General features: G+C 59.5%; 24 protein-coding genes. 13 read left to right on the top strand and 11 right to left on the bottom strand.

Annotated elements, in window-relative coordinates:
* Positions 1–64 precede the first annotated feature (64 nt).
* From M5B42_RS15500 to M5B42_RS15470, 7 genes are all read left to right on the top strand, one after another.
* Positions 65–1,951, top strand: coding sequence for a methyl-accepting chemotaxis protein (locus tag M5B42_RS15500; protein WP_152740993.1), 1,887 nt, complete (start codon positions 65–67; stop codon positions 1,949–1,951).
* A gap of 94 nt (positions 1,952–2,045) precedes the next feature.
* Positions 2,046–2,834, top strand: coding sequence for a DeoR/GlpR family DNA-binding transcription regulator (locus tag M5B42_RS15495; protein WP_177099525.1), 789 nt, complete (start codon positions 2,046–2,048; stop codon positions 2,832–2,834).
* Between the two features lie 207 nt (positions 2,835–3,041).
* On the top strand, positions 3,042–3,911 hold the full coding sequence (locus M5B42_RS15490) for a Kdo hydroxylase family protein (protein WP_152740991.1): 870 nt from the start codon (positions 3,042–3,044) through the stop codon (positions 3,909–3,911).
* Between the two features lie 236 nt (positions 3,912–4,147).
* Positions 4,148–4,900: a porin family protein gene (locus tag M5B42_RS15485; protein WP_248746337.1), complete on the top strand. Its 753-nt coding sequence runs from the start codon at positions 4,148–4,150 to the stop codon at positions 4,898–4,900.
* 461 nt (positions 4,901–5,361) lie between these two features.
* Positions 5,362–5,805 carry a TM2 domain-containing protein gene (locus M5B42_RS15480; protein ID WP_100941372.1) on the top strand — a complete coding sequence of 148 codons (444 nt, stop codon included), beginning with the start codon at positions 5,362–5,364 and terminating at the stop codon, positions 5,803–5,805.
* Between the two features lie 1,031 nt (positions 5,806–6,836).
* Positions 6,837–7,364 carry a sterol desaturase family protein gene (locus tag M5B42_RS15475; RefSeq protein ID WP_247263161.1) on the top strand — a complete coding sequence of 176 codons (528 nt, stop codon included), beginning with the start codon at positions 6,837–6,839 and terminating at the stop codon, positions 7,362–7,364.
* Between the two features lie 37 nt (positions 7,365–7,401).
* On the top strand, positions 7,402–8,049 hold the full coding sequence (locus tag M5B42_RS15470; RefSeq protein WP_248746336.1) for a VOC family protein: 648 nt from the start codon (positions 7,402–7,404) through the stop codon (positions 8,047–8,049).
* Between the two features lie 54 nt (positions 8,050–8,103).
* Here M5B42_RS15470 and M5B42_RS15465 read toward each other — a convergent pair whose 3' ends face one another.
* Positions 8,104–8,976, bottom strand: coding sequence for a DUF4087 domain-containing protein (locus M5B42_RS15465; protein ID WP_248746335.1), 873 nt, complete (start codon positions 8,974–8,976; stop codon positions 8,104–8,106).
* A 134-nt stretch (positions 8,977–9,110) separates the two neighbouring features.
* Complete coding sequence (locus M5B42_RS15460) at positions 9,111–10,175, bottom strand: hypothetical protein (protein ID WP_103494600.1); 1,065 nt, start codon at positions 10,173–10,175, stop codon at positions 9,111–9,113.
* A gap of 256 nt (positions 10,176–10,431) precedes the next feature.
* Between M5B42_RS15460 and M5B42_RS15455 the strand changes: the two genes are divergently transcribed.
* Positions 10,432–10,710, top strand: coding sequence for a DUF3077 domain-containing protein (locus M5B42_RS15455; protein ID WP_248746334.1), 279 nt, complete (start codon positions 10,432–10,434; stop codon positions 10,708–10,710).
* Between the two features lie 106 nt (positions 10,711–10,816).
* On the opposite strand, the gene M5B42_RS15450 is transcribed toward M5B42_RS15455, so the two are convergent.
* From M5B42_RS15450 to M5B42_RS15440, 3 genes are all read right to left on the bottom strand, one after another.
* Complete coding sequence (locus M5B42_RS15450) at positions 10,817–11,107, bottom strand: type II toxin-antitoxin system RelE/ParE family toxin (protein WP_248746333.1); 291 nt, start codon at positions 11,105–11,107, stop codon at positions 10,817–10,819.
* Positions 11,070–11,333 (bottom strand): ribbon-helix-helix protein, CopG family, encoded by a 264-nt coding sequence (locus M5B42_RS15445; protein ID WP_177096363.1) that lies wholly within the window; start codon positions 11,331–11,333, stop codon positions 11,070–11,072. The genes M5B42_RS15450 and M5B42_RS15445 overlap by 38 nt, the downstream gene beginning before the upstream one ends.
* A 137-nt stretch (positions 11,334–11,470) precedes the next feature.
* Positions 11,471–12,460 (bottom strand): LysR substrate-binding domain-containing protein, encoded by a 990-nt coding sequence (locus M5B42_RS15440; RefSeq protein WP_248746332.1) that lies wholly within the window; start codon positions 12,458–12,460, stop codon positions 11,471–11,473.
* Positions 12,461–12,545: 85 nt separating this feature from the next.
* Here M5B42_RS15440 and M5B42_RS15435 point away from each other — a divergent pair, with 85 nt between their 5' ends.
* The 5 genes from M5B42_RS15435 (at position 12,546) to M5B42_RS15415 (ending at position 16,850) form a co-directional block, all read left to right on the top strand.
* On the top strand, positions 12,546–13,715 hold the full coding sequence (locus M5B42_RS15435; RefSeq protein ID WP_248746331.1) for a M20 aminoacylase family protein: 1,170 nt from the start codon (positions 12,546–12,548) through the stop codon (positions 13,713–13,715).
* Positions 13,716–13,780: 65 nt separating this feature from the next.
* Entirely contained in the window at positions 13,781–14,569 is a 789-nt protein-coding gene (locus M5B42_RS15430; RefSeq protein ID WP_103497575.1) for an ABC transporter substrate-binding protein, read from the top strand.
* Between the two features lie 90 nt (positions 14,570–14,659).
* A complete protein-coding gene (locus tag M5B42_RS15425) occupies positions 14,660–15,349 on the top strand; it encodes an ABC transporter permease (protein ID WP_248746330.1) in 690 nt (229 codons plus the stop codon).
* Positions 15,346–16,059, top strand: a complete 714-nt coding sequence (locus M5B42_RS15420; RefSeq protein WP_177099543.1) for an ABC transporter permease — start codon at positions 15,346–15,348, stop codon at positions 16,057–16,059. The genes M5B42_RS15425 and M5B42_RS15420 overlap by 4 nt, the downstream gene beginning before the upstream one ends.
* A gap of 20 nt (positions 16,060–16,079) precedes the next feature.
* Positions 16,080–16,850 carry an ABC transporter ATP-binding protein gene (locus M5B42_RS15415; RefSeq protein WP_248746329.1) on the top strand — a complete coding sequence of 257 codons (771 nt, stop codon included), beginning with the start codon at positions 16,080–16,082 and terminating at the stop codon, positions 16,848–16,850.
* Positions 16,851–17,036: 186 nt separating this feature from the next.
* Here the strand turns inward: M5B42_RS15415 and M5B42_RS15410 are convergent, their stop codons facing one another.
* The 6 genes from M5B42_RS15410 to M5B42_RS15385 form a co-directional block, all read right to left on the bottom strand.
* A complete protein-coding gene (locus M5B42_RS15410; RefSeq protein WP_103497579.1) occupies positions 17,037–17,438 on the bottom strand; it encodes a type II toxin-antitoxin system MqsA family antitoxin in 402 nt (133 codons plus the stop codon).
* Positions 17,439–17,440: 2 nt separating this feature from the next.
* Positions 17,441–17,737: a type II toxin-antitoxin system MqsR family toxin gene (locus tag M5B42_RS15405; RefSeq protein WP_248746328.1), complete on the bottom strand. Its 297-nt coding sequence runs from the start codon at positions 17,735–17,737 to the stop codon at positions 17,441–17,443.
* Positions 17,738–17,927: 190 nt separating this feature from the next.
* The gene (locus M5B42_RS15400; RefSeq protein ID WP_248746327.1) at positions 17,928–18,149 is read right to left on the bottom strand and encodes a formate dehydrogenase subunit delta; all 222 of its coding nucleotides are present in this window, start codon (positions 18,147–18,149) and stop codon (positions 17,928–17,930) included.
* On the bottom strand, positions 18,146–21,034 hold the full coding sequence (gene fdhF, locus M5B42_RS15395) for a formate dehydrogenase subunit alpha (protein ID WP_248746326.1): 2,889 nt from the start codon (positions 21,032–21,034) through the stop codon (positions 18,146–18,148). The genes M5B42_RS15400 and fdhF overlap by 4 nt, the downstream gene beginning before the upstream one ends.
* Positions 21,031–22,593, bottom strand: a complete 1,563-nt coding sequence (locus tag M5B42_RS15390; protein WP_248746325.1) for a formate dehydrogenase beta subunit — start codon at positions 22,591–22,593, stop codon at positions 21,031–21,033. Before M5B42_RS15390 ends, fdhF begins: the two co-directional genes overlap by 4 nt.
* Complete coding sequence (locus M5B42_RS15385; RefSeq protein WP_248746324.1) at positions 22,590–23,066, bottom strand: formate dehydrogenase subunit gamma; 477 nt, start codon at positions 23,064–23,066, stop codon at positions 22,590–22,592. The genes M5B42_RS15390 and M5B42_RS15385 overlap by 4 nt, the downstream gene beginning before the upstream one ends.
* Positions 23,067–23,196: the final 130 nt, after the last annotated feature.

Raw genomic sequence — 23,196 nt, 5'->3', positions numbered from 1 at the left:
TTGTTTTGCCCTGCCTTGATATAAAACCAAACAAAAAGCCCTCCATTGTGCAGTAGCCAAAACCATGAATATGCGCTTGAAGTTCAGTCAAAAGATCCTGCTCGCCGTTTCTACCGTGGTTGTTGTGGTCTTTGCGGTGTTCGCACTGTATGGCGATTATCAACAGCGCAATGAAATCAGTGGGAATATCGAGAACAACTTGCACACTACCGGGCAGGTCCTGGCCCAGAATATTCAAACCTGGTTGAGCGATCGTTTGCTGCTGGTGGACGCCATGGCCCAGGTCATTGCGCTCGACCCCGCGAAGGAAAAGGTCCGTACTCTGCTTCAGCAGCCTGCGCTCACTTCGACCTTTGTCGCCAGCTACAGGGCGACGCGTGACGGCGCCTTCGACATTTTCCCGGAACGGGTCATGCCCGACGGCTACGATCCCCGCCAGCGGCCCTGGTATTCGGATGCGGTGAAAAACGGTCCGATCCTGACCGAACCCTATATCGGCGTGGGCAGCGACTATCTGGTCATGAGCGAGGCGGCGCCGATCAAGTCTGGCGATCAGGTTCTGGGTGTGCTTGGGGTCAATATCAGCCTGGACAAGATGGCCCGGATGATCAATGCCCAGGATTTCGGCGGCATCGGTTATGCCTTTCTGGTCAGTGCCGACGGCAATATCCTGGTGCACCCCGACAAGACCCTGGTCACCAAGAACCTGCGTGATATCTACGGTATGGAGCCGGCGCGGATCGGCGCCGATCTGACCGAGGTGCATCAGGCGGGCAGCACGCAGTTGCTGACGTTCATGCCTGTGCAGGGCCTGCCTTCGGTGAAATGGTCGGTGGGCCTGGCCGTCGACAAGGATAAAGCCTACGCGGCATTGGCCAAGTTTCGTCTTTCTGTGGTGATCGCCACCGTCGTGCTGCTGGCCATCACTTTTGTCCTGCTCAGCCTGTTGATCCGATTGTTGATGAAACCCTTGCACCATATGACCCGTGCACTGGAGGACATTGCCCAGGGTGATGGCGACCTGACGCAGCGTTTGCCGATCCAGTCGCGTGACGAGTTCGGCAACCTGGCCGGGGCCTTCAACCGTTTTGTCGAGCGTATCCACGGTTCGATCCGCGAAGTGGCCTCGACCACCGCCCGCTTGAGCCAGGTGGCCAGCCGGGTGGTCAACGCCTCCAACGCCTCGATGAGCAACTCGGACAACCAGTCCCATCGCACCAGCAGTGTCGCGGCGGCCATCAATCAACTGGGTGCCGCGGCCCAGGAGATCGCCGTGAATGCCGCGGATGCCTCACAAGGCGCCTCCGATGCGCGGGACACGGCGGATGAGGCACGGCGGGTGGTCGAGCGCTCGATCCAGGCGATGAATGAACTGTCGGCCAAGATCCTTTCCTCCAGCGCGCGGATCGAGCAGCTCAATAGCCACACTTCGAGCATCGGCCAGATACTCAAGGTGATCCAGGCGATTTCCGAGCAGACCAATCTGTTGGCACTCAATGCCGCCATTGAAGCAGCCCGTGCCGGCGAGTCGGGGCGCGGTTTCTCGGTGGTCGCCGATGAGGTGCGTAACCTCGCCGGACGAACCCAGGCCTCGGCCCAGCAGATCCACGGGATGATCGAGGAGCTGCAAGTCGGTTCCCGGCAGGCGGTGCGGACCATGGCCGAGAGTCAGCAATACAGCGCGGAGAGCGTGGCCATTGCCAATCAGGCCGGCGAGCATCTGGGGCAGGTCACCCGGCGTATCGGCGAGATCGACGGGATGAACCAGTCGGTGGCCGCCGCCACCGAAGAGCAGACCGCCGTGGTCGAGGCGATCAATATGGACATCACCCAGATCGACACCTTGAACAAGGATGCGGTGGAGAACCTCAATGCCACGCTGCTGGCCTGTTCCGACCTGGAGGAGCAGACGGCTCGGTTGGAGCAACTGGTCAGCGGCTTTCGTATTTGAGGTGCGCTTTGCCTGAGAGCCCCTTCGCCCTGAGTTGCTATTCGCCCGGGAGTCTCGTATAAGTCGGCACAAACATGCAGACTCAGGCGAAAACATGCATAGCGTTCACCAAGCTTCGGAATTGCCGTATTTGCGGCGGCAAAAGATCCTGTTGTTGCTCGAAAGGGATGGCAAGGTCATGGCCTCGGAGTTGGGCCAGCATTTCGCGGTGTCGGAAGACACCATTCGCCGCGACCTTGCCGAGCTCTCCCAGGCCGGGCTGTTGCAGCGGGTCCATGGCGGTGCGTTGCCGCGTCCCAAGGACACCGGCAAGGACTACTTCACCCGGGTCGCCGAACCCAATGAAGTGAAAACCCAGTTGGCGAAAATGGCCGCCCGGCGGGTCGAGTCGGGGCAGATCGTGCTGTTCGACTCCGGCAGCACCACCTTGCAGATTGCCCAGTCGCTGCCGTCCGGGCTGTCGATCACCGCCGTCACCTGTTCGCCGATGATCGCCATGACCCTGGCCGAACATCCGGGCATTACCGTGATCCTCGCGGGCGGCAAGCTCAACCCGGCGACCATGGCCTCTGGCGGGCATGAGGCGGTGCGGTTGATCCAGGGTATCAAGGCCGATCTGCTGTTTACCGGCGTTTGCGCGATTCACCCGGAGATGGGTATTACCTCCCTGCATTACGACGAAGTCGCCGTGAAACAGGCCATGCTCGACAGCGCCTCGCATGTGGTGGCGGTGACCACGGCCGACAAGCTCGGGGCCGTGGAACCGTTTGTGGTGGCGCCTTGTACGCGCTTGCAGACGATGCTGACCGAGCACTTTGTGCCGTCGGGGGATATTCAGGCTTACCGGCGCCTGGGGATCGAGGTCGTGCAGTTGGAGGTTTGAGAGAAAGACGTTGCCGGACACAGCTCACCGTCTGTCGCCTGAGTCAGGATTTCCGGGCTCTGCAGAACCGCCGCGTAGGTCGTTGAGGCCTCTAGCTGAGCCCTCTTGGGAGCGACATCTTGTAATCAGAGGTAACAAAACATTGCAATGGTCGGTCGGCTCGCCGCATCATTGCAGGCCTACTCCACAAAGAGGCCCCCTGAGGAAATGGATTCTCAGATAATAGGCATCGATTTCGCCGATTGGCGGATGCCTGAAGTGAACGCGGACTGGATCGCTGCGTTGGAAGCGGGCAAGGTGCTTTATTTCCCCCGGTTGTCGTTTGAACTGCGGGAAGAGGAGAAGTCCTTGCTCCGTCCGGATATTCGCTCGCCCAAGGCTCGTAATATCAGCCTGGATGCGAATAATCACCTCAAGGGCGCCGAAGGCGATGCTGCCGTGCAACAGGCGCTGACCGAGATGATCGGACGCTTCCGTGAGCAGGCGCAGACGCTGGTGTACTCGCTGCTGCCCCGCTACCAGGGTGCTTTGCGCCTGGCACCTACCAGCTACCGTCCGATGCAGGTCGAGACCCGTGCCCAGTCCTGGCGTGCGGATGATCGTCGCCTGCATGTCGACGCCTTTCCTTCGCGTCCCAACTATGGCGAGCGGATTCTGCGGGTGTTCAGCAACATCAATCCCGAGGGTGTGCCGCGGGTGTGGCGTGTCGGCGAGCCTTTCGAAACGGTCGCCCGCAAGTTCCTGCCACGGGCCAAACCCTATGCGGCCTGGCAGGCCAGCCTGTTGAAGGCGTTGCACATCACCAAGTCATACCGCAGCGAATATGACCACCTGATGTTGCAGTTGCATGACGGCATGAAGGGCGATCAGACCTATCAGGAAACCGCTGAGCAGGTGACGATGCCATTTGCCGCCGGCTCGGTCTGGGTGTGTTTCTCGGACCAGGTGCCCCATGCGGTCATGTCCGGTCAGTACATGCTTGAGCAGACCCTGCACATACCTGCCGACAAACAGTACGACCCTCAGTCCAATCCTTTGGCGATCCTGACACGGATGATGGGGCGGCCTTTGGTTTGAGGCTTCGCACTGGCTGACTTGTGCGCGGCCGACTGGGTACTCGGCTGTGCCCCCCCTCGCGAATATTGGCGTCTACCCGGCATGCCGCAGGGTAGAGCGTGCGCGTCGCTTTTTGCCTGAGTTAGAAAAATGACGGAAATATGAACATTTGCTCAATGTTTTTTGAACCAAATGATCATTTTCCTGTTCATAGACCACCGGATTCTTCACGTTTACACCCTAATGGAGTAGTGCTTATGTTCAATCGTCTGACTCACCTGTTCATCAAATCCTCGGCCCTGGCAGTGATCGCCACCCCGATGATCGCGATGGCGGCCCCCTCCATCGACCCTATTTCCCAATTCGGCGTCCTGGGCAGCTACAGCCACTTCAAGCTGGAGGGCGGCAGTCAGTCCGAGAAAAGTCATATGCCCACTGGTGGCCTGTTCTATAACTTCGGCAACAAGATGACCGCCGAATCCGGCCTGATCTACCAGGCCGGTGTTGAAGTGAAGTACGGCAAGAATGATGACAACAAACTCAAGGAAGGCCAGGGCGACCTCGACCTCGGCTGGCGTGCGGCGCTGGACTCGCACAACTTCTTTGATGTGATCGTGGGTGGCGGTTACAGCTGGACCCGCTACGAGCCCGACTCCGCCGACTACGACATCAAGCTCACCGGCCGTTCGCCGTTTGCCAAGGCCGCGCTGGGCTACAACCATCAGTTCGATGCCGCGACGATGCGCGTCGAAGCGGGCGTGCGCCGCAGTATTGGCAGCGAGGGGCAGATCAGGGTCGCTGGCGAAGGCTCCGATACGGTGGACCTGAAGGACCATACCAACCCTTATGCCGAAGTGAACTTCCTGTTCAACCAGCAAAGTTCGTTGCCGATTGTCGCGGGCGTTTATTACACCCACACCGAGTTCAAACTGGATGGTGATTCCGACTTGGCGGACAACACCAAACTCAAGATTGACGAGTACGGTGCCAAGGTCGGTATCGCGTTCTGATGCATGAAGCGCGGGAGCCATGGCTCCCGCGCTTTTTATCCCGGCGGTTGCCGCACTTTTACCCGCAATGTCCCATTCCTTCCTGTCCCCTCTAGACGCCGCGCTAGCGAAATAGTAGCTTTCCTCCCCAAAGCCCTCTGCTACTGGCCCTCTCCACGCGCCAGCGACTCAGGCCTTCATAGCGGTTAAGGAATACGCAGTGAAACTGCCGACGACATGCTGATCGATTTCAGCCTTGTCCGGTAGCCACTTTTCAAGGACGAGCGATGGCCTGTCGGTCCAACTACTCAAACCTGAAAAACCACCCGACCGTATTGATTGATCTCGACGAGCGCTGCTCGGCGATTGTCGATGGAGCGTTCGCGCAGGTTCGGGTTGTCCGGGAAAAGTGATTTCCCTGCCTTTAATCCCCTGAACACTACCCTGCATCCCCCTGTCCCGTTCTTCCCAAGGAGCTGTAAATGAAAGGCAAGATCCTGAGTTACGACACCAACACCCGTAACGGCATTATTTCCGGTGATGACGGCAACCGTTACACCTTCGACGTGGTCGAGTGGAAAGCCGCGGTACTGCCCAAGGCCGGCGCGCGCGTCGACTTCGCCAGCAATGGTGCGTTTGCCGAAGCCATCTTCGCCGACGGCGCTGCGGCGAGCGGCAACTCCAAGAAGATCCCGGCGGCCCTGCTGGCGTTCTTTCTCGGTGCCTTTGGCGTGCACAAGTTCTACCTGGGTTACAACGTCCAGGGCGTGATCATGCTGCTGGTGTTCCTGTTCGGCTGGCTGCTGCTGGGTATCCCGTCGATCGTGATCAGTATTGTCGCCTTTGTTGAGTTCATCATTTACCTGCTCAAGTCCGAAGACGACTTCGAGCAGACTTATGTGGTTGGTAAACGCGGCTGGTTCTGAGTCACTGATCCCTGGGCTTGAGTGAGTCCGGGTCGGTTGTCGGCGTTGGCGCCGGTGGGCAGGGGCACGTTGGGTGCTCCTGTTCGACTGACGAATGTCCTGTCTGTATAGCTGCTGTGCCTTACCTTCTCGATATTTCCTGAGAACACGCTTGCTAGCGATAGCCGTTGGGTTGACGCGGTGCCTTCGGGCATGCCCTGGTTTTGAGGGTAAGCGAGCGGCGATGTGGCCGCTGCCGGATAAATCGAGGCGAAAAAAAACCACCTTAGTAGGGTGGTTTTTTCCGCAAGCCTGATGTGAAGCTAGCTTGCTCATTTCACTGAGACTAACAACGAACCTTTACTCTACTGAAGTCATGTTTATCACGCAAGCCTGGGAGTGGTTCATCATATTTCTGAGTGTTGAGGTGAGTTGAATGCCTGAAATTTTTTGATTGAGGTTTTTCGGATAAGTAACACTTTTTGTTTTCAGTTCCATATTCGAGCTGAGGTATGATTTTTTGGCTCTTTCGTTAAAAGACTTTTTGAAGTGGTCAAGCCAGCGCGCGCATTTGGGACCTCCTGACACGGTTTAGTACCCCGTGCCGGATTGGCTCAGGGGGCCATCGGCCTGGCCACCTCACTGAGACTAACAACGTAGTTCTCGAAGGCATACGTGTTCCGGTAAGTATGCTGGAGGGTTGGCCCACTTTGGGGGTCAATGTATGTCCAAGATTCTTCGGCGTACCTGGAGCCTCGTAGTTAACTTGTTACGGGTTTATCACCTGTATGAGTTTCTACGGGATCACTACGATAATCAGCGGTAAGGGTTATTGAAGTGGCCTGCCTCGGCTTCGGTCGGGGCGGGTTTTAATTAATGTCTCTGGGCGGTTGTTGGGTCGTCTCCTTCCTCGCCATAACCTGTGCCCCTCGAAAAAACGGATGCTGAATCACTCATCGCATTCGATTTACCTGCCCACCGAGGTATGCTTGGGCACGGCTCAAATATTCCTAGCCACCTTTCCCGACGTACCTGCGAGCTCACGGCGTTCCATGATCACCCACGTTGCCCTGTTTCTCTGCACCCTGATGGCCATGGAAGGGGTCGGCTACCTGGCGCACAAGTACGTCATGCACGGTTGGGGCTGGTTTCTGCACCGTTCCCATCATGAGGAGCACCTGGGCGCCTTCGAGACCAACGACATCTACCTGCTGGTATTGGCGGCGGTGGCCATCACCCTGATCGTGCTGGGCAATAGCGGATACGACCCGCTGCAGTGGATCGGCGCCGGAGTGGCGACGTTTGGAATCATCTATGTCGTGGTGCATGACGGCGTTGTCCACCGCTACTGGCCATTTCGGCCGCGGCCGCGTCATCCCTATTTGAAGCGCCTGTATCAGGCGCACCTGTTGCATCACGCGGTGAAGGGGCGCAAGAACAGTGTGTCGTTCGGCTTTCTGTACGCGCCGTCGTTGCGCACGCTGAAGAGGCAATTGCGTGAGTCCCGTGACGTGACTGAGCGCGAAGAGGAAGGGCGTCCTTCAGTTTGGCGGGGCGATAGTGCGAGTGAGGCTGAATGAAGCCGGGGCGTAAAAATCTCTTGAAGGAGCTGATCGCGTGAAAAGCACTGTCGATCACCTGGCTATCGTGGCGCCGAACCTCGATAGCGGCTGCGCGTTCGTCACTGGCATTCTGGGCGTCGACCTTCAACCGGGAGGTGCCCATCCACGCATGGGCACCCACAACCGGCTGCTTCGCCTTGGCCCCGAGCTCTATCTGGAAGTGATTGCCGTTGATCCATCTGCTGAGCGCCCCAGTCGGCCTCGCTGGTTCGGTCTTGACCAACTTGCACCTGACTCACCGGCACGCCTGGCGACATGGGTTGCGCGAACCGATGATATCCATGCTGTCGGCGCTTATTGCCACGACATCGTCGGAGATGTCGAACCCATGAGCAGAGGAACATTGTCCTGGCAGATAACAATACCCGCGGACGGAAGCCTTCCTTTGGGAGGGGCAGCTCCTACCCTGATTCAATGGGAACAGAAGACTCATCCCGCGAGTACGCTGCAAGACAAAGGCTGTTCTCTAGTGGCTTTGGATGTCTTCCATACTGATCCAGAAAAAGTCAGGGCGATTCTGGCTGCCATGAACTTTTCGGGGCCGGTTTATCTTCACGGGCTCGAAGGAACTTCAACTCCGTATCTGGTCGCTCATATTCAAACACCCGGTGGTTTAAAAACATTGCCGATTTCGGGTGCGTGATTCGCACTCGGATCTGCTGTGGTCACCGGACATCACTTATGGGGCGCGTGCTTTCTACTGCTTCTCGTCAAACCGGACCGACCGAATGATTGCGCCAATCGTGTCGAAGTCCTGGTAGTAGCCCACGGTGTCGAACAGCAACTGCGTCTTGGCGTTGTAGACGATGGCCATCAGGCAAGTGCCTCCGGCGGCATGAAAGCCGGTCTCTTGGTCACCAACACCACAGGTCTGGGTCGTCTGCATGCCTTTCCATCCGGGGCCTTCGATAATGTCGACGGGGCTGGGCGAGTCCATGCCGGCGCTACGCATCCAGACGCCGTCTTCCTGGGAAAAGATCATGCTGTCGGCGGCCTGTTGCAGCGTGCCGTGCTGGACGCACAGGTTGAGGGTGTATTCCTCGTTGGTCTGAGTCTTTGGCTGATTGAGGTTCAGGCACTCCTTGTTCTTGCTGACCTTCCAACCCTTCGGGTAGTTGAAGCTGAAGCCGGTGGCTTGGTAGGGCTTCATGTTTTTGGCCGAGGCCGGCACATCGGGTGGTCGTGGCGCCAGCGGATTGGCCGGCTCGTGCAAGGTCGCATCGTTGCGGCAGGCCGCCAGTGGGCGGGCGACGGCATTGGTGAGGTGGTTCAAGCGGTGGGTCTGGGGGTCGGCGCTGGCGGTCATGCAGCCACAGCCGTAGCCGTAATGCCCGTTGGTACGCACCCATTGCGCATCGCTGAACTGTGGCCAGTCGCCTTCGGCCTGGTAGCCACCCTGGGTGGCGATTTCCCAGGTGCCGTCACGGTCGGTGAGGGTGGCGTTCGCCGCGGTCGGGTTTTCGAACCAGCCGCAGCGACGTTCGACCTTGTCGGCGGCTTGGGCCGGCGGGATCACGCAGGTGAACACGAGAGTGAGTAGGGAGAGCTGGCCGAAGGCGAGGCGGGGCATGGAGCGTCCTTGTCTGTGTTCATCACGTGACGGCAGTGCACTGGAGTGGTCGTTGAAAGCATAGGTGATGATAACGAATGCTGGGCTTTTCTCGCCGCAGTGCGTGCGTGAGCCCTGCCGCGAGGCCTCGGGTCTCAGCGTCTCCAGCAATCGGCGTAACGCTCGCAGACGCCGTAATGCGCATCCATCTGCGCCATCCGCTCCAGATGATGGTCGATGGTTTCCAGCATGACTCGTTTGCTGGCGCCGAAATAGTAGAGAGTCATCGACTTGTATTCTTCCAGCGCGGCCACGTTGGTCGATTTGGCTGACTTGTCTTCGGGCTGCGCCCGTTGTTCCAGGTCCTCATCCTTCAACCGACGCAGGCGCAGAAGGTACTCGTCCTTGTAAAGCTGCAAGGTCCGCTCTTTGCGCTGGGCAGCTTCTGCATCGAAGGCCTGGAGATTCTGGCGATACAAGGTCCAATAGTCGTCCGGCAGGGTGAAACCCAGCTTGGCCTTGCGCTCGGCGATCAAACCGTCGATTTTTTCCGCGGAGACCGCGCTCTTGGCGATTTCAGCCGGGTCGGGTTTCATGGCTGGAATAAGGCTGTTGTCGATAATCCGGCCTATCAGTTCCAGGCGATGGGGAGTGTCCGGCAATGGTTCCGGTGGTTTCGGGAACATCACGTTGCGCCCGACACAGGCCGGGAGGCCTTTTTCAAAGACCAGGACGGGACTGCGCTGCTCCTTGCCATTGATCTTGCGGACCCGTTGTAACTGGCTGCTGCACTGGCCCTTCCCGGAATCGAAGGTCAGCTCGTATTCGGCATTGCGTTCAGGCTTGAGATTGATGCTGTTGCCACAAACCGAATAACCGTTCTGGGTATGGATCCGCAGAAGGGTTTCGTGTTCGGGCTTGAGTTTGATTTCCAGATAGCCCCTGGCGTTTTCCGGCGGCGCGATACTCATGTCGGCACGTCGCTTGGTATCGCCAAGAAGCAGGTTGTTGAGAATACCGGTGGTTTGCCCGTCGCAATGCTCGGCATCGAAGTAATCGAGCGTGGCGTTTTGCGTATTGGCGATGAAACGCAGCTTGGCGGCGTCTGGGTCCGTGGCGTCCGGGTAAGTGCCGTTGACGCTGCAACCTCCGAGTAGCGCCGATAGCAGCAGGGTTGTGGTGGTTAACAAGCGTGATGGAAACAGTGACAGAACCGGCATTAGTCATCCCTGGCTGACGGATATGGAAGAAAGGCGGCGATGCTACTGAAGTGCCACTATCTGGTCCAGTCCGGGAGAGAGCATGCGGTTTATCCTTGTTTCACGAACCGGCATTGAGAGTGTCAGCTGCCACCCATTCGCCTGGAAACGAACGTGGTAGCTCTCTCACATTAGGAGCCAAGCGTATGAGCGTTTTTGACGGATCCACGTTGTATGTTCTAACCCTCGGTACCCACGCATTCGCCGGAGGTGCCCAATGAGCAGCCCACCCTCAAACAAAAACCTGGGCGTCATCACCTTTTCCCAATGCGGCTCCCAAGGCCGTGAACTGTTCCGCGTAAACCCCGGCGTTCCCATGCTGGAAGCCATGGAGCACGCGTCCCTTCTGCTCTATTGCGCCAAAGCACTTTCCCTCGATGCAGCATTGGAAACCGACGGCGAACGCTACGCCTGGGCATCACATTACCTGGGCGAGATGGGCAAGGCGGTGATCGATGATTTGACACAAGGGATGTTGCGCGGGGCGTCGACGTAGGCGGGTGACGTCCGGTTGAGGTCCAGATTGGCGGTGAGTGTTGGCAGACTCACCGCGTTATCGTTCCTCGCTCGGTTCTCACTGGTGTGTTCTGCGATGGCCGAAATCACCAGTCTTCTGCGCGTTCCGTGCGTTGGTGAAGGATGCGCAGGATCTGGACTTCCCCACGAATCACTCGGTAAGGGGCTATGAACGGGAATTTGGACAGAATCAATTCTCTGACGTCCGGTCGTTGGGACGGTCTACCCAATCCTGTAAAGGTTTCCAGTTGTTCCAGCGACTCAAAAATCTGAGCGACTACGTCATCGGCGGAGACTGCACCCAAGCGTGATTGGTAGTACTCGTGAATCGCCTCTAAATCACTGTCCGCTTTGTCCGTCAACGCGATGTTTGGCACGGTTCACCCACTTGGCCTTGATGGTTTTCAGATCGGTCAGGTTACCTGCGTCTGCGTCGGCGATGCCCTCGGCAATTGCGTTGATGTGCCATGACTCGGACTCAACGTAACGGGCCAACGCGCGTTTGAGATGGTACTGGCGATCACGGTCTGTTGCCGCTGACAACTGATCGAGCTGTTCGACCAATACCTCGTCGACACGAAATGACAGCACAGGGGAAGCCATGGTTAAGTCCTCATCAACTAATGTATACATCGTATACAGATGATGTGAATGTATACCTATAGAGGTGTACATTTCAATCGCTGGCTAAATCGCCTGACGAACGATCTCTCTGCCTTAGACAGTAATACGAGTGGGGCTCACAGTCTCAGTAGTAAGGTTTCAAAAAGCTGCCGATCTTCCTTTTTCGCCGAGCGAGCATGACGCCGGATGACCTGCAACAGGCAATCCGTGAAGCACTGTGCCGGTTTGCTCAGCGCGCCATTGCGCCGTGTCACGATGCTCAACTGCCTCGGTTCGAACTGTTCCTTCAGCCCCAGGGAAACCAATCGACCAAGAAAGGGCGGCGCCATACTCACAATCGATGGCCCCCAGGTGCACATATCAGCCCGTTCGACCATCATCTGCAAAATGGCCAGCGAATGAGCACGGACGATGCGTTTTTCATCGATCTGCGCGCCATGCTGCCAGAACAACTCCTGCATCAGCCCATCGTGCCCGTCCGGCGCATAGTTCAGCGTCCAGTCCTGTTCCAGCAGTTCATGAATCGATCGTGCATCCTGTCGAGCATGCCCCTGACGGACCAGCACCGACGTCTGGTAATCCAGCAAAATTTCGCTGGCAAACTCCTGGGCCGATTGCGTCGGGTGCAGTTGGCCAATCGCAAAATCCATGCTGCCATCACGCAACAGCGGTTGGGCCACCGCCATCAGGCTTTCAAACAACTCCAGGCGGATCTCCGGCATTTGCTCACGAAAGGCCACCACCACTTCGGGCAAGAACGTCAGCGCAATCCAGGGCGTGACCCCGACACACAGTCGCCCCTGAGCCTTGCCACGCAAGTGATCGAGTTCGGTTTGCGCGTGTTCCAACTGTTTGATCACCAATCGGGCGTGAGTCAGCAAAACCTTGCCGTATTCGGTGAAGCTCAGGCCGCTGGGTGTTCGAGTGAACAGCGGTAGCTGCTGGCTGGTTTCAAGCTCGCGTAGCGCTTTGGTCACCGCAGCCTGGGAAATCTCCAGCGAACGCGCCGCCGCCCGGATACTGCCGGTTTCAGCACTGGCAATCAGCGCCTGTAATTGATGCAGCTTCATCCGCTCACCCTGGTGACAACTCATGGTTGTCATCATAACCAAACTGAGTCTCCCCAGCCCAGAGTCCCTTCCCTAAGATCCACCCCATCAACCGCTCAGATCTTGTCGAAGGGGTACAACAATGGATGCCGGCCATGTCCTGCCTGGTATTGCAGCGATACAGGATGAAATGATCGCGTTGCGTCACGGCATTCACGCGCATCCCGAGCTGGGTTTTGAAGAGTTCGCCACCAGCGAGCGTGTTGCCCAATGTTTGACCCAGTTGGGCTTTCAAGTCAGCACGGGCGTTGGCAAGACCGGTGTCGTCGGTACCCTGAAAAACGGCGAAGGCCGCTCCATCGGTTTGCGTGCCGACATGGATGCACTGCCGATTCAGGAAACCAGCGGCCTGCCCTATGCCAGCCGGATCGACGGTGTCATGCATGCCTGTGGCCACGACGGTCATACGGCAACCTTGTTGGCCGCCGCCAGGCACTTGGCCCACACTCGGGCGTTCAACGGCACCCTGCAAGTGATTTTCCAACCCGCCGAAGAAGGGCTGGGCGGTGCGCGGAAAATGCTGGAGGAGGGCCTGCTCGAACGTTTTCCGTGTGACGCGATCTTTGCCATGCATAACGTGCCGGGTTATCCCGTCGGGCACCTGGGCTTCTATAGCGGACCGTTCATGGCGTCGGCCGACACGGTGACGATCACCATTATCGGCAGTGGCGGCCATGGCGCCGTGCCGCACAAGGCGGTCGATCCGGTGGTGGTCAGCTCGTCCATTGTGATGGCGCTACAAAGCATCGTCTCGCGTAACGTCAATCCACAGGAAATGGCGATTATCACGGTGGGCTCCCTGCATGCCGGTAGTGCGTCGAATGTCATCCCGTCCAGCGCCCGGATGAGCCTGAGCGTGCGGGCGCTGACGCCTGAGATCCGCCACTTGCTTGAAGTCAGGATTACCGAGCTGGTCCAGGGCCAGGCCGCCAGTTTCGGTGCTCGTGCCGAGATCGACTACCAGCATTGTCATCCGGTATTGATCAACCATCCCGAGCAAACCGCGTTCGCCCGCGAGGTTGCCCTGGACTGGTTGGGTGAGGAGCAACTGATCGACGACCTGCGGCCCTTCACCGCAAGTGAGGACTTCGCCTTCATCCTGGAAAAGTGCCCCGGCAGTTATCTGGTGATTGGCAACGGTGAGGGCGAGCGCGGCTGTCAGTTGCACAACCCCGGCTACGACTTCAATGACGCCTGCCTGCCGATCGGGGCGAGCTACTGGGTCAAGTTGGTCGAGCGTTTCCTGAGTTGAGACGCCGTCTTTTCGCGCGTCAGTCTGTACGAAACATCGTCTCTGGTCTGAAGAGGAAAATAACAATGAACAAGATGATTGCGGCTGTATCCCTGGTTTTCCTGACGGCCTCCAGCCTGGCCGGCGCGGCCGACTGGTCCGGCAAAACCTTGAAGTTGGGTGTCGACCCCACGTACCCACCGTTGGAATACAAGAACAAGGACGGTTCCCTGACCGGCTTTGGCGTCGATATCGCCGAAGCACTCTGCGCCGAGCTGAAAGCCCACTGTGTCTGGGTGGAAAGCAGCTGGGACGGGATGATCCCGGCGCTGCTGGCGCGCAAGTTCGACGCGGTGGCGTCGTCGATGACCGTGACGCCCAAGCGCCAGGAGCAGATCGCCTTTACCGACAAGGTCTCCAATGCGCCGGCACGGTTGGTGGTCAAGCGCGGGTCGGGGCTGCTGCCGACCCTCGAGTCACTCAAGGGCAGGCGCATCGGCGTGGAGCAGGGCTCGACCCAGGAGGCCTTTGCCAAAGCCGTCTGGGGGACGAAGGGCGTGGACGTTCTGTCGTATCAGAATCAGGACCAGGTCTACGCCGACCTGGTGGTGGGCCGACTCGATGCCTCGCTACAAGGCGCCATTCAAGCCAGTTACGGCTTTCTCGGTACCGCGGCGGGCAAGGACTATGAGTTTGCCGGGGAGACCCTGGATGATCCGACCTTTTTCGGTGTCGGCGATGGCATCGGCTTGCGCAAGAACGATGTCGAGTTGCGCGAAGATCTGAACAAGGCCCTGGCGACGATTCTGGCCAATGGCACTTACGCGCGGATCAATAAAAAGTACTTCGATTTCGACGTCTACGGCGCGAAATAAGCCCCTCGCTACCTTGAATGGAGCGGTCGTGCGCACCGCTCCGTTACAGCATCCCCTTCACCTCACCCTAATAAAAACAAGGAGAGTGAAATGCTCCTGGAAGGCTTTGGCCCGCAGATTTTGCTGGGTACCCTGGTCACCCTCAAACTGGCGCTCTGGTCGCTCTCGATCGCCGTTCTGGCAGGGCTGCTCGGCGCCAGTTCGAAGTTATCCTCCAATCGTTTACTGCGAGCACTGGCCACCGGTTATACAACGGTGATTCGCAGCATGCCGGATCTGGTGATCATGCTGTTGCTGTTCTTCAGCCTGCAGATGTTGCTCAACCGGATGACCGATTGGCTGGGCGTCAACCAGGTCGATATCGACCCATTCCTGGCCGGTGTCGTCACCTTGGCGTTCATTTACGGGGCCTACTTTACCGAGACGTTTCGCAGTGCCTTCCAGGCCGTTCCGGCTGGTCAGCTCGAAGCTGCACGGGCTTATGGCATGAGCCGCTGGAGCACCTTTCGCAAGGTGCTGTTCCCGCAAATGCTGCGTCACGCGCTGCCGGGAATCGGCAACAACTGGCAAGTGTTGATCAAGTCCACGGCGCTGGTCTCGATCATCGGCCTGACGGATGTGGTCAAGGCCACGCAGGATGCGGGCAAGGGCTCACTACAGTTCTTCTACTTCACCCTGGTCGGCGGTCTGATCTACCTCGCCATTACCACCGTGTCCAACGGGGTATTGATGTGGCTTGAGCGCAGCTACTCGGTGGGTGTCAGGACGGCAGCCCTATGACCGGCATTCTCGGCGACTACTGGCAGGCTTACCTGTGGCGCGACGGGCCGTATTTTTCCGGGTTGGCGGTGACCTTGTGGTTGCTCATTCTGGCAGTGCTGATTGGCTTCTTGTTGGCGCTGCCGTTATCGCTTGCCCGGGTCAGCCGCAATCCGCTGCTGCGCCTGCCGGTCTGGGGTTACACCTACGTGTTTCGCGGCACGCCGTTGTATATCCAGCTGCTGTTCTTCTACACCGGGGTGTACAGCTTGCAGGTGATCAGGTCCCAGGATTTGCTCAACGCGTTTTTCCGTGACGGCTTCAACTGCACGGTGTTGGCGTTCGGGCTCAATACCTGTGCCTACATGACCGAAATCTTCGCCGGTGCCATCAGGGCCGTTCCCCACGGTGAAGTCGAGGCCGCGCGCGCCTTCGGGATGAATCGCTTCACGCTGTATCGGCGAATCGTCCTGCCCTCGGCGTTGCGCCAGGCCCTGCCGCTGTTCAGCAATGAAGTGATTCTGATGCTGCATTCCACCTCGGTGGCGTTCACCGCCACGGTGCCCGATTTGTTGAAGATTGCCCGGGATGTGAATTCGGCGACCTACGCGTCCTTCACGGCCTTTGGCATTGCCGGGGTGCTGTATGCCGGTAGCGCATTTTTCCTGATCTGGCTGTTTCGACGTGGCGAGCTGCATTGGCTGGCCTACCTCAAACCCCGGACGCACTGACTCCAAGCGGATTGGCTCGAATGTATAAATTGATCATTGAAGATGTGCATAAAAACTATGGCAGCCATGAAGTTCTCAAGGGGGTCTCGCTCAAGGCCAAAACGGGTGATGTGATCTGCATCATTGGCTCCTCGGGTTCTGGAAAAAGTACTTTCCTGCGCTGTATCAACCTGCTCGAACAGCCGTCGGCGGGGCGCATCACTGTCAATGCCGAGGAACTGCTCACACGCAAGAACTCGGGGGGCGACTTGTGTGCGGCCAATCCCCGGCAGTTGCAGCGGATGCGCAGCCAGTTGTCGATGGTGTTTCAGCACTTCAATCTGTGGAGCCATATGACGGTGCTGGAGAATCTCATCGAGTGCCCGATGAGTGTGCTGGGTCTCGCTCGCAAGGAGGCCCTGGAGCGGGCGCGTCATTACCTGGCGAAGGTCGGCCTGGAGGAAAAGGTCGAGGGTCAGTATCCGGCCCACCTGTCCGGTGGCCAACAACAGCGTGTCGCCATTGCCCGTGCGCTGGCCATGGAGCCCCAGGTGATGCTGTTCGACGAACCGACTTCGGCCCTGGACCCTGAATTGGTGGGCGAGGTGCTCAAGGTCATGCAGCAATTGGCGGAGGAAGGCCGGACGATGGTGGTAGTCACCCATGAAATGGCATTTGCCAGGCAGGTGTCGAACCATGTGGTTTTTTTGCATCAGGGCAGGATAGAGGAGCAGGGAGACCCGAACAGTGTCTTTGAAAAGCCTCGCAGCGAGCGGTTGCAGCAGTTTCTGGCGGGGAGTCTTGAGTCGTGATGCCGGGTTGAGCAATCAGGGGGAGTATTGGTAGGTTTCGTACGTCATCGTTCATCGCGAGCAAACTCGGAATTTATAGCAATACAGTATTTTTTGTTTTCCAGCCGTCGAAAAAAAGACCTTGAAACTCAAGGTCTTTTTTCAAACGAACACAAGGTGTATAGCTGGAGTGCGAGCCCCAGGACCTCAGGCCATTCTGACTTCATTCAGCAGTTCAGGATGACGGTCCAGCACCTTGAGCAGTTTCACCAACGCCAACGAGGGTCTGGTTTTACCATTCTCATATCGAGAGAAAGCATTGATTCCCCCGCCAAAGATCTCAGCCGCCTCTCGTTGATCAAGAGAGAGTTTCTTGCGTACGCTGGCAATAAATCCAGGATCGACAATGGCTGCGTTGACCTGTTTCGAGAAAGCACGCATTTCACGCATGACGCGATCTGATTCGGTCATATCCAGGATCGATTCGGCGCACGCCGGACAGAAGTCGCCTGTCACCGCAGTGATCGTGGTGGTTTCGCCCTTGTAGGTATGGGGCAGGTCACGTGTATCGTGGATCAGCTCCGCCGCGCCGCAAACTGGACATTTCATGTTCATAACTCCTTGAAGGATACGATCAGCACGTCATCGATAACCGTCAGCTTTAAATACACGTCGCCCACCTGCGTGCTGGGGCGGTACACGTCTTGCCAGATCATGTGATCGGCATGGGTCGTCATGCTCTTGTAGAAGTCCGTTGCTCTCAGCGCCGTCACGACCGCCAGCATATCTGACAGCTCTAGCCCCAACTCATTCGCGCCCGCTCGTGCGGTGTGGGTGGTGCGTACTTGTCCCGCTTCGACCAAGGCTTTGACGATGGATAGCTTGCAATGCGGGATGCGTTTTTCCATGAGATTAGATACTAACCTATTAGGTTTTTATTTGGCAATTTGGTGGGCGTTTCGGCTGTATTGGAAACCAGCTTACTCCGTAGTGATGGAGGGGGCTTTGGAGGTGTATTTCAAGATTTGAAAGGCGTTGAAATGCCCCCTTGGTCTGTCGTCACCGACCAGGGGGGCAACCCCAAGCGATTGTGTGGACCTAAGCCTCCCACCCCGCGCCACTGACCGCCGCCTGCGCCAGCGGGTGCAAGTCAGCGCCCTGATGCTCCGTCTGCCAGGCCAGCAACTCCTTGCGCATGCCCGGTGTCCAGAACATCTGCAGATGATTACGCACGCCGAGCACGGCCTGTTGCTGGTCTGGTTCGTTGGCGAAGTACTGGGCGATCTGGTTGGCCATCTTGATCAGGTTTTCAGTACTCATCGGCGCACCTCGGCTTTGGCTCCGGCGCTGCGTTCATGGCGGCGCTCATCAAGCAGGCGTTGTTGTTCGTCGCTGAATGCCTGATAGCGTTTCTGCCACTCGGAAGGGTGGTAGACACGGCTGACTTCTACGGCGGTGACCTTGTACTCCGGACAGTTGGTGGCCCAGTCGGAGTTGTCGGTGGTGATGACGTTGGCCCCCGATTCAGGGAAGTGGAAGGTGGTGTACACCACGCCCGGGGCGACCCGTTCGGTGACCCGCGCGCGCAGTACGGTCTGTCCGGCGCGGCTGCCGATGCCGACCCAGTCGCCTTCGTTGATGCCACGGCTCTCGGCATCGCTCGGGTGGATTTCCAGACGGTCTTCGTCGTGCCAGGCGACGTTCTCGGTGCGCCGGGTCTGGGCGCCGACGTTGTACTGGCTGAGGATGCGCCCGGTGGTCAGCAGGAGGGGATAGCGATTGTTGACCTTTTCCTCGGTAGGGATGTAGCCGGTAAGCATGAAACGCCCCTTGCCGCGCACGAATTCCTCGATGTGCATGGTCGGCGTGCCGTCCGGTGCCTCGGCGTTGCACGGCCATTGCAGGCTGCCGTGGCTATCCAGCGCGGCGTAGCTGACGTTGGTGAAGGTCGGCGTCAGGCTGGCGATTTCATCCATGATTTCCGAAGGGTGCTTATAGTGCATGGGGTAACCCAGGGCGTTGGCCAGGGCCACCGTGCCTTCCCAGTCGGCCTTGCCGCCCAGCGGTTCCATGACCTTGCGTACCCGCGAGATACGCCGCTCGGCGTTGGTGAAGGTGCCGTCTTTTTCCAGGAACGAACTGCCCGGCAGGAACACGTGGGCGAACTTGGCGGTTTCGTTGAGGAAAATATCCTGCACCACGATGCATTCCATGGCCGACAGGGCCGCGGTGACGTGCTGGGTATTGGGATCGCTCTGGGCGATGTCTTCGCCCTGGCAGTACAGGCCCTTGAAGCTGCCGCCCAGGGCCGCCTCGAACATATTGGGAATACGCAGGCCCGGGTCGGGTTGCAGGCTGACGTTCCAGGCCTGTTCGAACTGCGCCCGCACCACCTCGTTGGAGATATGCCGGTAACCGGGCAGCTCGTGGGGAAAGGAGCCCATGTCGCAGGAGCCCTGCACGTTGTTCTGACCCCGCAGCGGGTTCACGCCCACGCCTTCGCGACCGATATTGCCGGTGGCCATGGCCAGGTTGGCGATGCCCATGACCGCGGTGCTGCCCTGGCTGTGCTCGGTGACGCCCAGGCCGTAGTAGATCGCCGCGTTGTTGCCGCCGGCATACAGGCGGGCGGCGGCACGGATATCGGCAGCGGCGACGCCGCAGATCGGGCCAAGGACTTCCGGCGAGTTTTCCGCGCGGCTGACGAATTCGCTCCAGCGGGCGAAATCGTTGCCCTCGCAGCGGGCGTCGATAAAGGCCTGGTCGAGCAGCCCTTCGGTGACGATGACGTGGGCCAGGGCATTGAGCATGGCAACGTTGGTGCCCGGGCGCAGGGCCAGGTGCAGGTCGGCGCGACCATGCACGGCGTCCACCAGGTCGATGCGCCGTGGGTCGATAACGATCAGCCGCGCGCCTTCACGCAAGCGGCGTTTAAGTTGGGAGGCAAACACCGGGTGGGCATCGCTGGGGTTGGCGCCCATCACCAGGATCACATCGGCCTGCATCACCGAGTCGAAACTCTGGGTCCCGGCGGATTCGCCCAGGGTTTGTTTCAGGCCATAGCCGGTCGGCGAGTGGCAGACCCGCGCACAGGTGTCGACGTTGTTGTTGCCGAAGGCGGCGCGCACCAGTTTTTGCACCAGGTAGGTTTCTTCGTTGGTGCAGCGGCTGGAGGTGATGCCGCCGATGGAGTCGCGGCCGTATTTCTGCTGCAGCCGGCGGAATTCGCTGGCGGCATAAGTTACTGCTTCATCCCAGCTGACTTCCTGCCAGGGATCGTTGATGTGCTTGCGGATCATCGGCTTGGTGATGCGATCCGGGTGGCTGGCGTAGCCCCAGGCAAAACGTCCCTTGACGCAGGAGTGGCCGTGGTTGGCGTGGCCGTTCTTGTCGGGAACCATACGCACCAGCTTGTCGCCTTTCATCTCGGCGCGGAACGAGCAACCCACGCCGCAATAGGCACAGGTGGTGATCACGGCGCGTTCGGGCTGGCCCAGTTCGACCACGCTTTTTTCCATCAGGGTCGCGGTGGGGCAGGCCTGCACACAGGCGCCGCAGGACACGCATTCCGAGTCGAGGAAATTATCGCCACCGGCGGCTGAGACCCGGGATTCGAACCCGCGTCCGGTAATGGTCAGGGCAAAGGTGCCCTGGGTTTCTTCGCAGGCGCGCACGCAGCGGTTGCAGACGATGCACTTGCTCGGGTCGTAGTCGAAGTAGGGATTGGAGGTGTCTTTCTGGTCGGCCAGGTGGTTTTCACCTTCATAGCCGTAGCGCACTTCCCGCAGGCCGACCTGGCCGGCGACGGTCTGCAGTTCGCAGTTGCCGTTGGCCGAGCAGGTCAGGCAGTCCAGCGGGTGATCGGAGATATACAGCTCCATGACGTTGCGGCGCAGGGTGGCGAGCTTCGGCGTCTGGGTGTGCACGCTCATGCCTTCGCTGACCGGCGTGGTGCAGGACGCCGGGTAGCCGCGCATGCCGTCGATCTCCACCAGGCACATGCGGCAGGAGCCGAAGGCTTCCAGGCTGTCGGTGGCACACAGCTTGGGAATGGTGGTGCCCAGCAGCGCGGCGGCACGCATCACCGAGGTGCCTTCGGGCACGCTGATGCTGCGGCCGTCGATATTCAGGGTGACCTGCACCTGGCTGTCGCGGGCCGGGGTGCCGAGGTCGATATCGGTATTCGGGTCGAAGAGAGTGATCATTGCTCGGCCTCCGAGGATTGCAGACCGAAGTCGGCGGGGAAGTACTTGAGGGCGCTGGCTACCGGATAGGAAGTCATGCCGCCCAGTGCGCAGAGCGAACCGTATTGCAGGGTGTCGCACAGGTCCTTGAGGATGAGCGCCTGGGTATCACGACCGTTCTGGTCCGGTGCGGCGAGCAGGCGGTCAATGACTTCCACGCCACGGGTCGAGCCGATGCGGCAAGGGGTGCATTTACCGCAGGATTCCTCGGCGCAGAACTGCAGGGCGAAGCGCGCCATGCGGGCCATGTCCAGGCTGTCATCAGCCACTACCACGCCACCGTGACCGAGCATGGCGCCGATGGCGGCGAAGGCTTCGTAATCCAGGGGTGTGTCGAATTGGCTGGGTGGCACCCAAGCGCCGAGGGGACCACCGACTTGGGCGGCCTTCAATGGCCTGCCACTGGCAGTGCCGCCGCCGTAGTCTTCCACCAGTTCCCGCAGGGTCAGGCCAAATGCCCGTTCCACCAGGCCGCCGTGACGGATATTGCCGGCCAGTTGGAAGGGCATGGTGCCCAGGGAGCGGCCCATGCCGTAGTCGCGATAGAACTGCGCGCCCTTGGCCAGAATCAGCGGCACCGAGGCCAGGGTCAGCACGTTGTGCACCAGGGTCGGCAGGCCGAACAGGCCCTTCAGGGCGGGAATCGGCGGCTTGGCGCGGACGATCCCGCGCTTGCCTTCGAGGGAGTCCAGCAGCGCGGTTTCTTCACCGCAGATATAGGCGCCGGCACCGACGCGCACTTCCATATCAAAGGCCAGGCTGCTGCCGCTGACATTAGATCCGAGGTAACCAGCGGCGCGGGCGATATCCAGTGCGTCGCGCAGTGTGGCCACGGCCTGTGGATATTCCGAGCGCACATAGATGTAGCCGTAGCTGGCGCCGACGCTGATACCGGCGATGGCCATGCCTTCGATCAGCAAAAAGGGGTCGCCTTCCATCAACATGCGGTCGGCGAAGGTGCCAGAGTCGCCTTCGTCGGCGTTGCAGACAATGTATTTCTGCGCCGCCTGGGCGCTGCGCACCGTGCGCCATTTGATCCCGGCGGGGAAGGCTGCGCCGCCACGGCCACGCAGGCCTGAGTCGAACACGGCGGTAGTGGTCTGCTCGCCGCCCAGGGCGATGGCCTGGGTCAGGCCCTCGAAGCCTCCGTGGGCCTGGTAGTCCTCGAGAGATAGCGGCCGGGTAATCCCGGCACGGGCGAACAGCAGGCGTTGTTGTGTCTTCAGATAAGGCAACTGTTCCACCGGGCCCAGGGCCAGGGGATGGGCGGATGGATCGCCTTGCAGCGCATCGAGCAGGGACGGCACATCGGCAACCGTCAGCGGGCCGAAGCCGATTCGGCCTTGCGCGCTGTCGATTTCCAGCAGCGGCTCCAGCCAGTACAGGCCGCGGGAGCTGGTGCGTTGCAGGTCCAGCGGCAGATTGCGTTCGCGGGCCTGGGTGGCCAGGGCCACGGCGACCTCATCGGCACCCACGGCACGGGCAAGGGAATCGGCGGGGAGATAGAGGATCGGCATCATGCGTCCTCCAGGCAGGTATCGAGCAGGGCATCCAGGCGCTCGGCGCTGAGCCGCGCATGCACCTGGCCGTCCAGTTCGAGGGCCGGCGAGCAGGCGCAGGCGCCGAGGCAATAGACTGGGCGCAGGCTGATGTTGCCGTCGGCACTGCTGCCGTGGTCGTCCAGTTGCAGGCGTTCGCGCAACTGCGCGGCGAGCTGCTCGGCGCCGCGGCTCTGGCAGGACTCGGCACGGCAAAGACGCAGGATATGCCGCGCCGGGGGCGCGGTGCGGAAGTCGTGGTAGAAGCTGATCACCCCGCGTACCTCGGCCTGACTCAGGTTGAGGGCGTGGGCAATCTCGGGGACGGCGGCATCGGGGATGTAGCCGATGCCCGTCTGAATCTCATGGAGGATGGGCAACAGTGCGCCGGGGGAGCCCTTGTGGCGCTCCAGCACGTTGTTGACCATAGGCAGGTGCAACATCTCATCAGGCATACGGCATTCCTCACGGTCACGGACAAACCAGGCGGTTGTCGGTTGTCCGAAAGTGTCGGCTGCGGCACTCACGCCACGTCACGGTATCGTGGCATTTCAGGCCGTTGGCCAGGCACCCTGGGCGGGCATC

Origin of the sequence: Pseudomonas sp. MWU12-2037 (assembly GCF_023242345.1) — a bacterium.
In the GTDB taxonomy this organism is placed as follows: Bacteria; Pseudomonadota; Gammaproteobacteria; order Pseudomonadales; family Pseudomonadaceae; genus Aquipseudomonas; species Aquipseudomonas gingeri_D.
This window is presented reverse-complemented; position numbering and strand designations above follow the sequence as displayed.

Bases quoted from the DNA above. Each gene is read 5' to 3' on its own strand.
- M5B42_RS15500 (WP_152740993.1), top strand. From the start codon at position 65: ATGAATATGCGCTTGAAGTTCAGTCAAAAGATCCTGCTCGCCGTTTCT.
- M5B42_RS15495 (WP_177099525.1), top strand. From the start codon at position 2,046: ATGCATAGCGTTCACCAAGCTTCGGAATTGCCGTATTTGCGGCGGCAA.
- M5B42_RS15490 (WP_152740991.1), top strand. From the start codon at position 3,042: ATGGATTCTCAGATAATAGGCATCGATTTCGCCGATTGGCGGATGCCT.
- M5B42_RS15485 (WP_248746337.1), top strand. From the start codon at position 4,148: ATGTTCAATCGTCTGACTCACCTGTTCATCAAATCCTCGGCCCTGGCA.
- M5B42_RS15480 (WP_100941372.1), top strand. From the start codon at position 5,362: ATGAAAGGCAAGATCCTGAGTTACGACACCAACACCCGTAACGGCATT.
- M5B42_RS15475 (WP_247263161.1), top strand. From the start codon at position 6,837: ATGATCACCCACGTTGCCCTGTTTCTCTGCACCCTGATGGCCATGGAA.
- M5B42_RS15465 (WP_248746335.1), bottom strand. From the start codon at position 8,976: ATGCCCCGCCTCGCCTTCGGCCAGCTCTCCCTACTCACTCTCGTGTTC.
- M5B42_RS15460 (WP_103494600.1), bottom strand. From the start codon at position 10,175: ATGCCGGTTCTGTCACTGTTTCCATCACGCTTGTTAACCACCACAACC.
- M5B42_RS15455 (WP_248746334.1), top strand. From the start codon at position 10,432: ATGAGCAGCCCACCCTCAAACAAAAACCTGGGCGTCATCACCTTTTCC.
- M5B42_RS15445 (WP_177096363.1), bottom strand. From the start codon at position 11,333: ATGGCTTCCCCTGTGCTGTCATTTCGTGTCGACGAGGTATTGGTCGAA.
- M5B42_RS15440 (WP_248746332.1), bottom strand. From the start codon at position 12,460: ATGATGACAACCATGAGTTGTCACCAGGGTGAGCGGATGAAGCTGCAT.
- M5B42_RS15435 (WP_248746331.1), top strand. From the start codon at position 12,546: ATGGATGCCGGCCATGTCCTGCCTGGTATTGCAGCGATACAGGATGAA.
- M5B42_RS15430 (WP_103497575.1), top strand. From the start codon at position 13,781: ATGAACAAGATGATTGCGGCTGTATCCCTGGTTTTCCTGACGGCCTCC.
- M5B42_RS15425 (WP_248746330.1), top strand. From the start codon at position 14,660: ATGCTCCTGGAAGGCTTTGGCCCGCAGATTTTGCTGGGTACCCTGGTC.
- M5B42_RS15420 (WP_177099543.1), top strand. From the start codon at position 15,346: ATGACCGGCATTCTCGGCGACTACTGGCAGGCTTACCTGTGGCGCGAC.
- M5B42_RS15415 (WP_248746329.1), top strand. From the start codon at position 16,080: ATGTATAAATTGATCATTGAAGATGTGCATAAAAACTATGGCAGCCAT.
- M5B42_RS15410 (WP_103497579.1), bottom strand. From the start codon at position 17,438: ATGAAATGTCCAGTTTGCGGCGCGGCGGAGCTGATCCACGATACACGT.
- M5B42_RS15405 (WP_248746328.1), bottom strand. From the start codon at position 17,737: ATGGAAAAACGCATCCCGCATTGCAAGCTATCCATCGTCAAAGCCTTG.
- M5B42_RS15400 (WP_248746327.1), bottom strand. From the start codon at position 18,149: ATGAGTACTGAAAACCTGATCAAGATGGCCAACCAGATCGCCCAGTAC.
- fdhF (WP_248746326.1), bottom strand. From the start codon at position 21,034: ATGATCACTCTCTTCGACCCGAATACCGATATCGACCTCGGCACCCCG.
- M5B42_RS15390 (WP_248746325.1), bottom strand. From the start codon at position 22,593: ATGATGCCGATCCTCTATCTCCCCGCCGATTCCCTTGCCCGTGCCGTG.
- M5B42_RS15385 (WP_248746324.1), bottom strand. From the start codon at position 23,066: ATGCCTGATGAGATGTTGCACCTGCCTATGGTCAACAACGTGCTGGAG.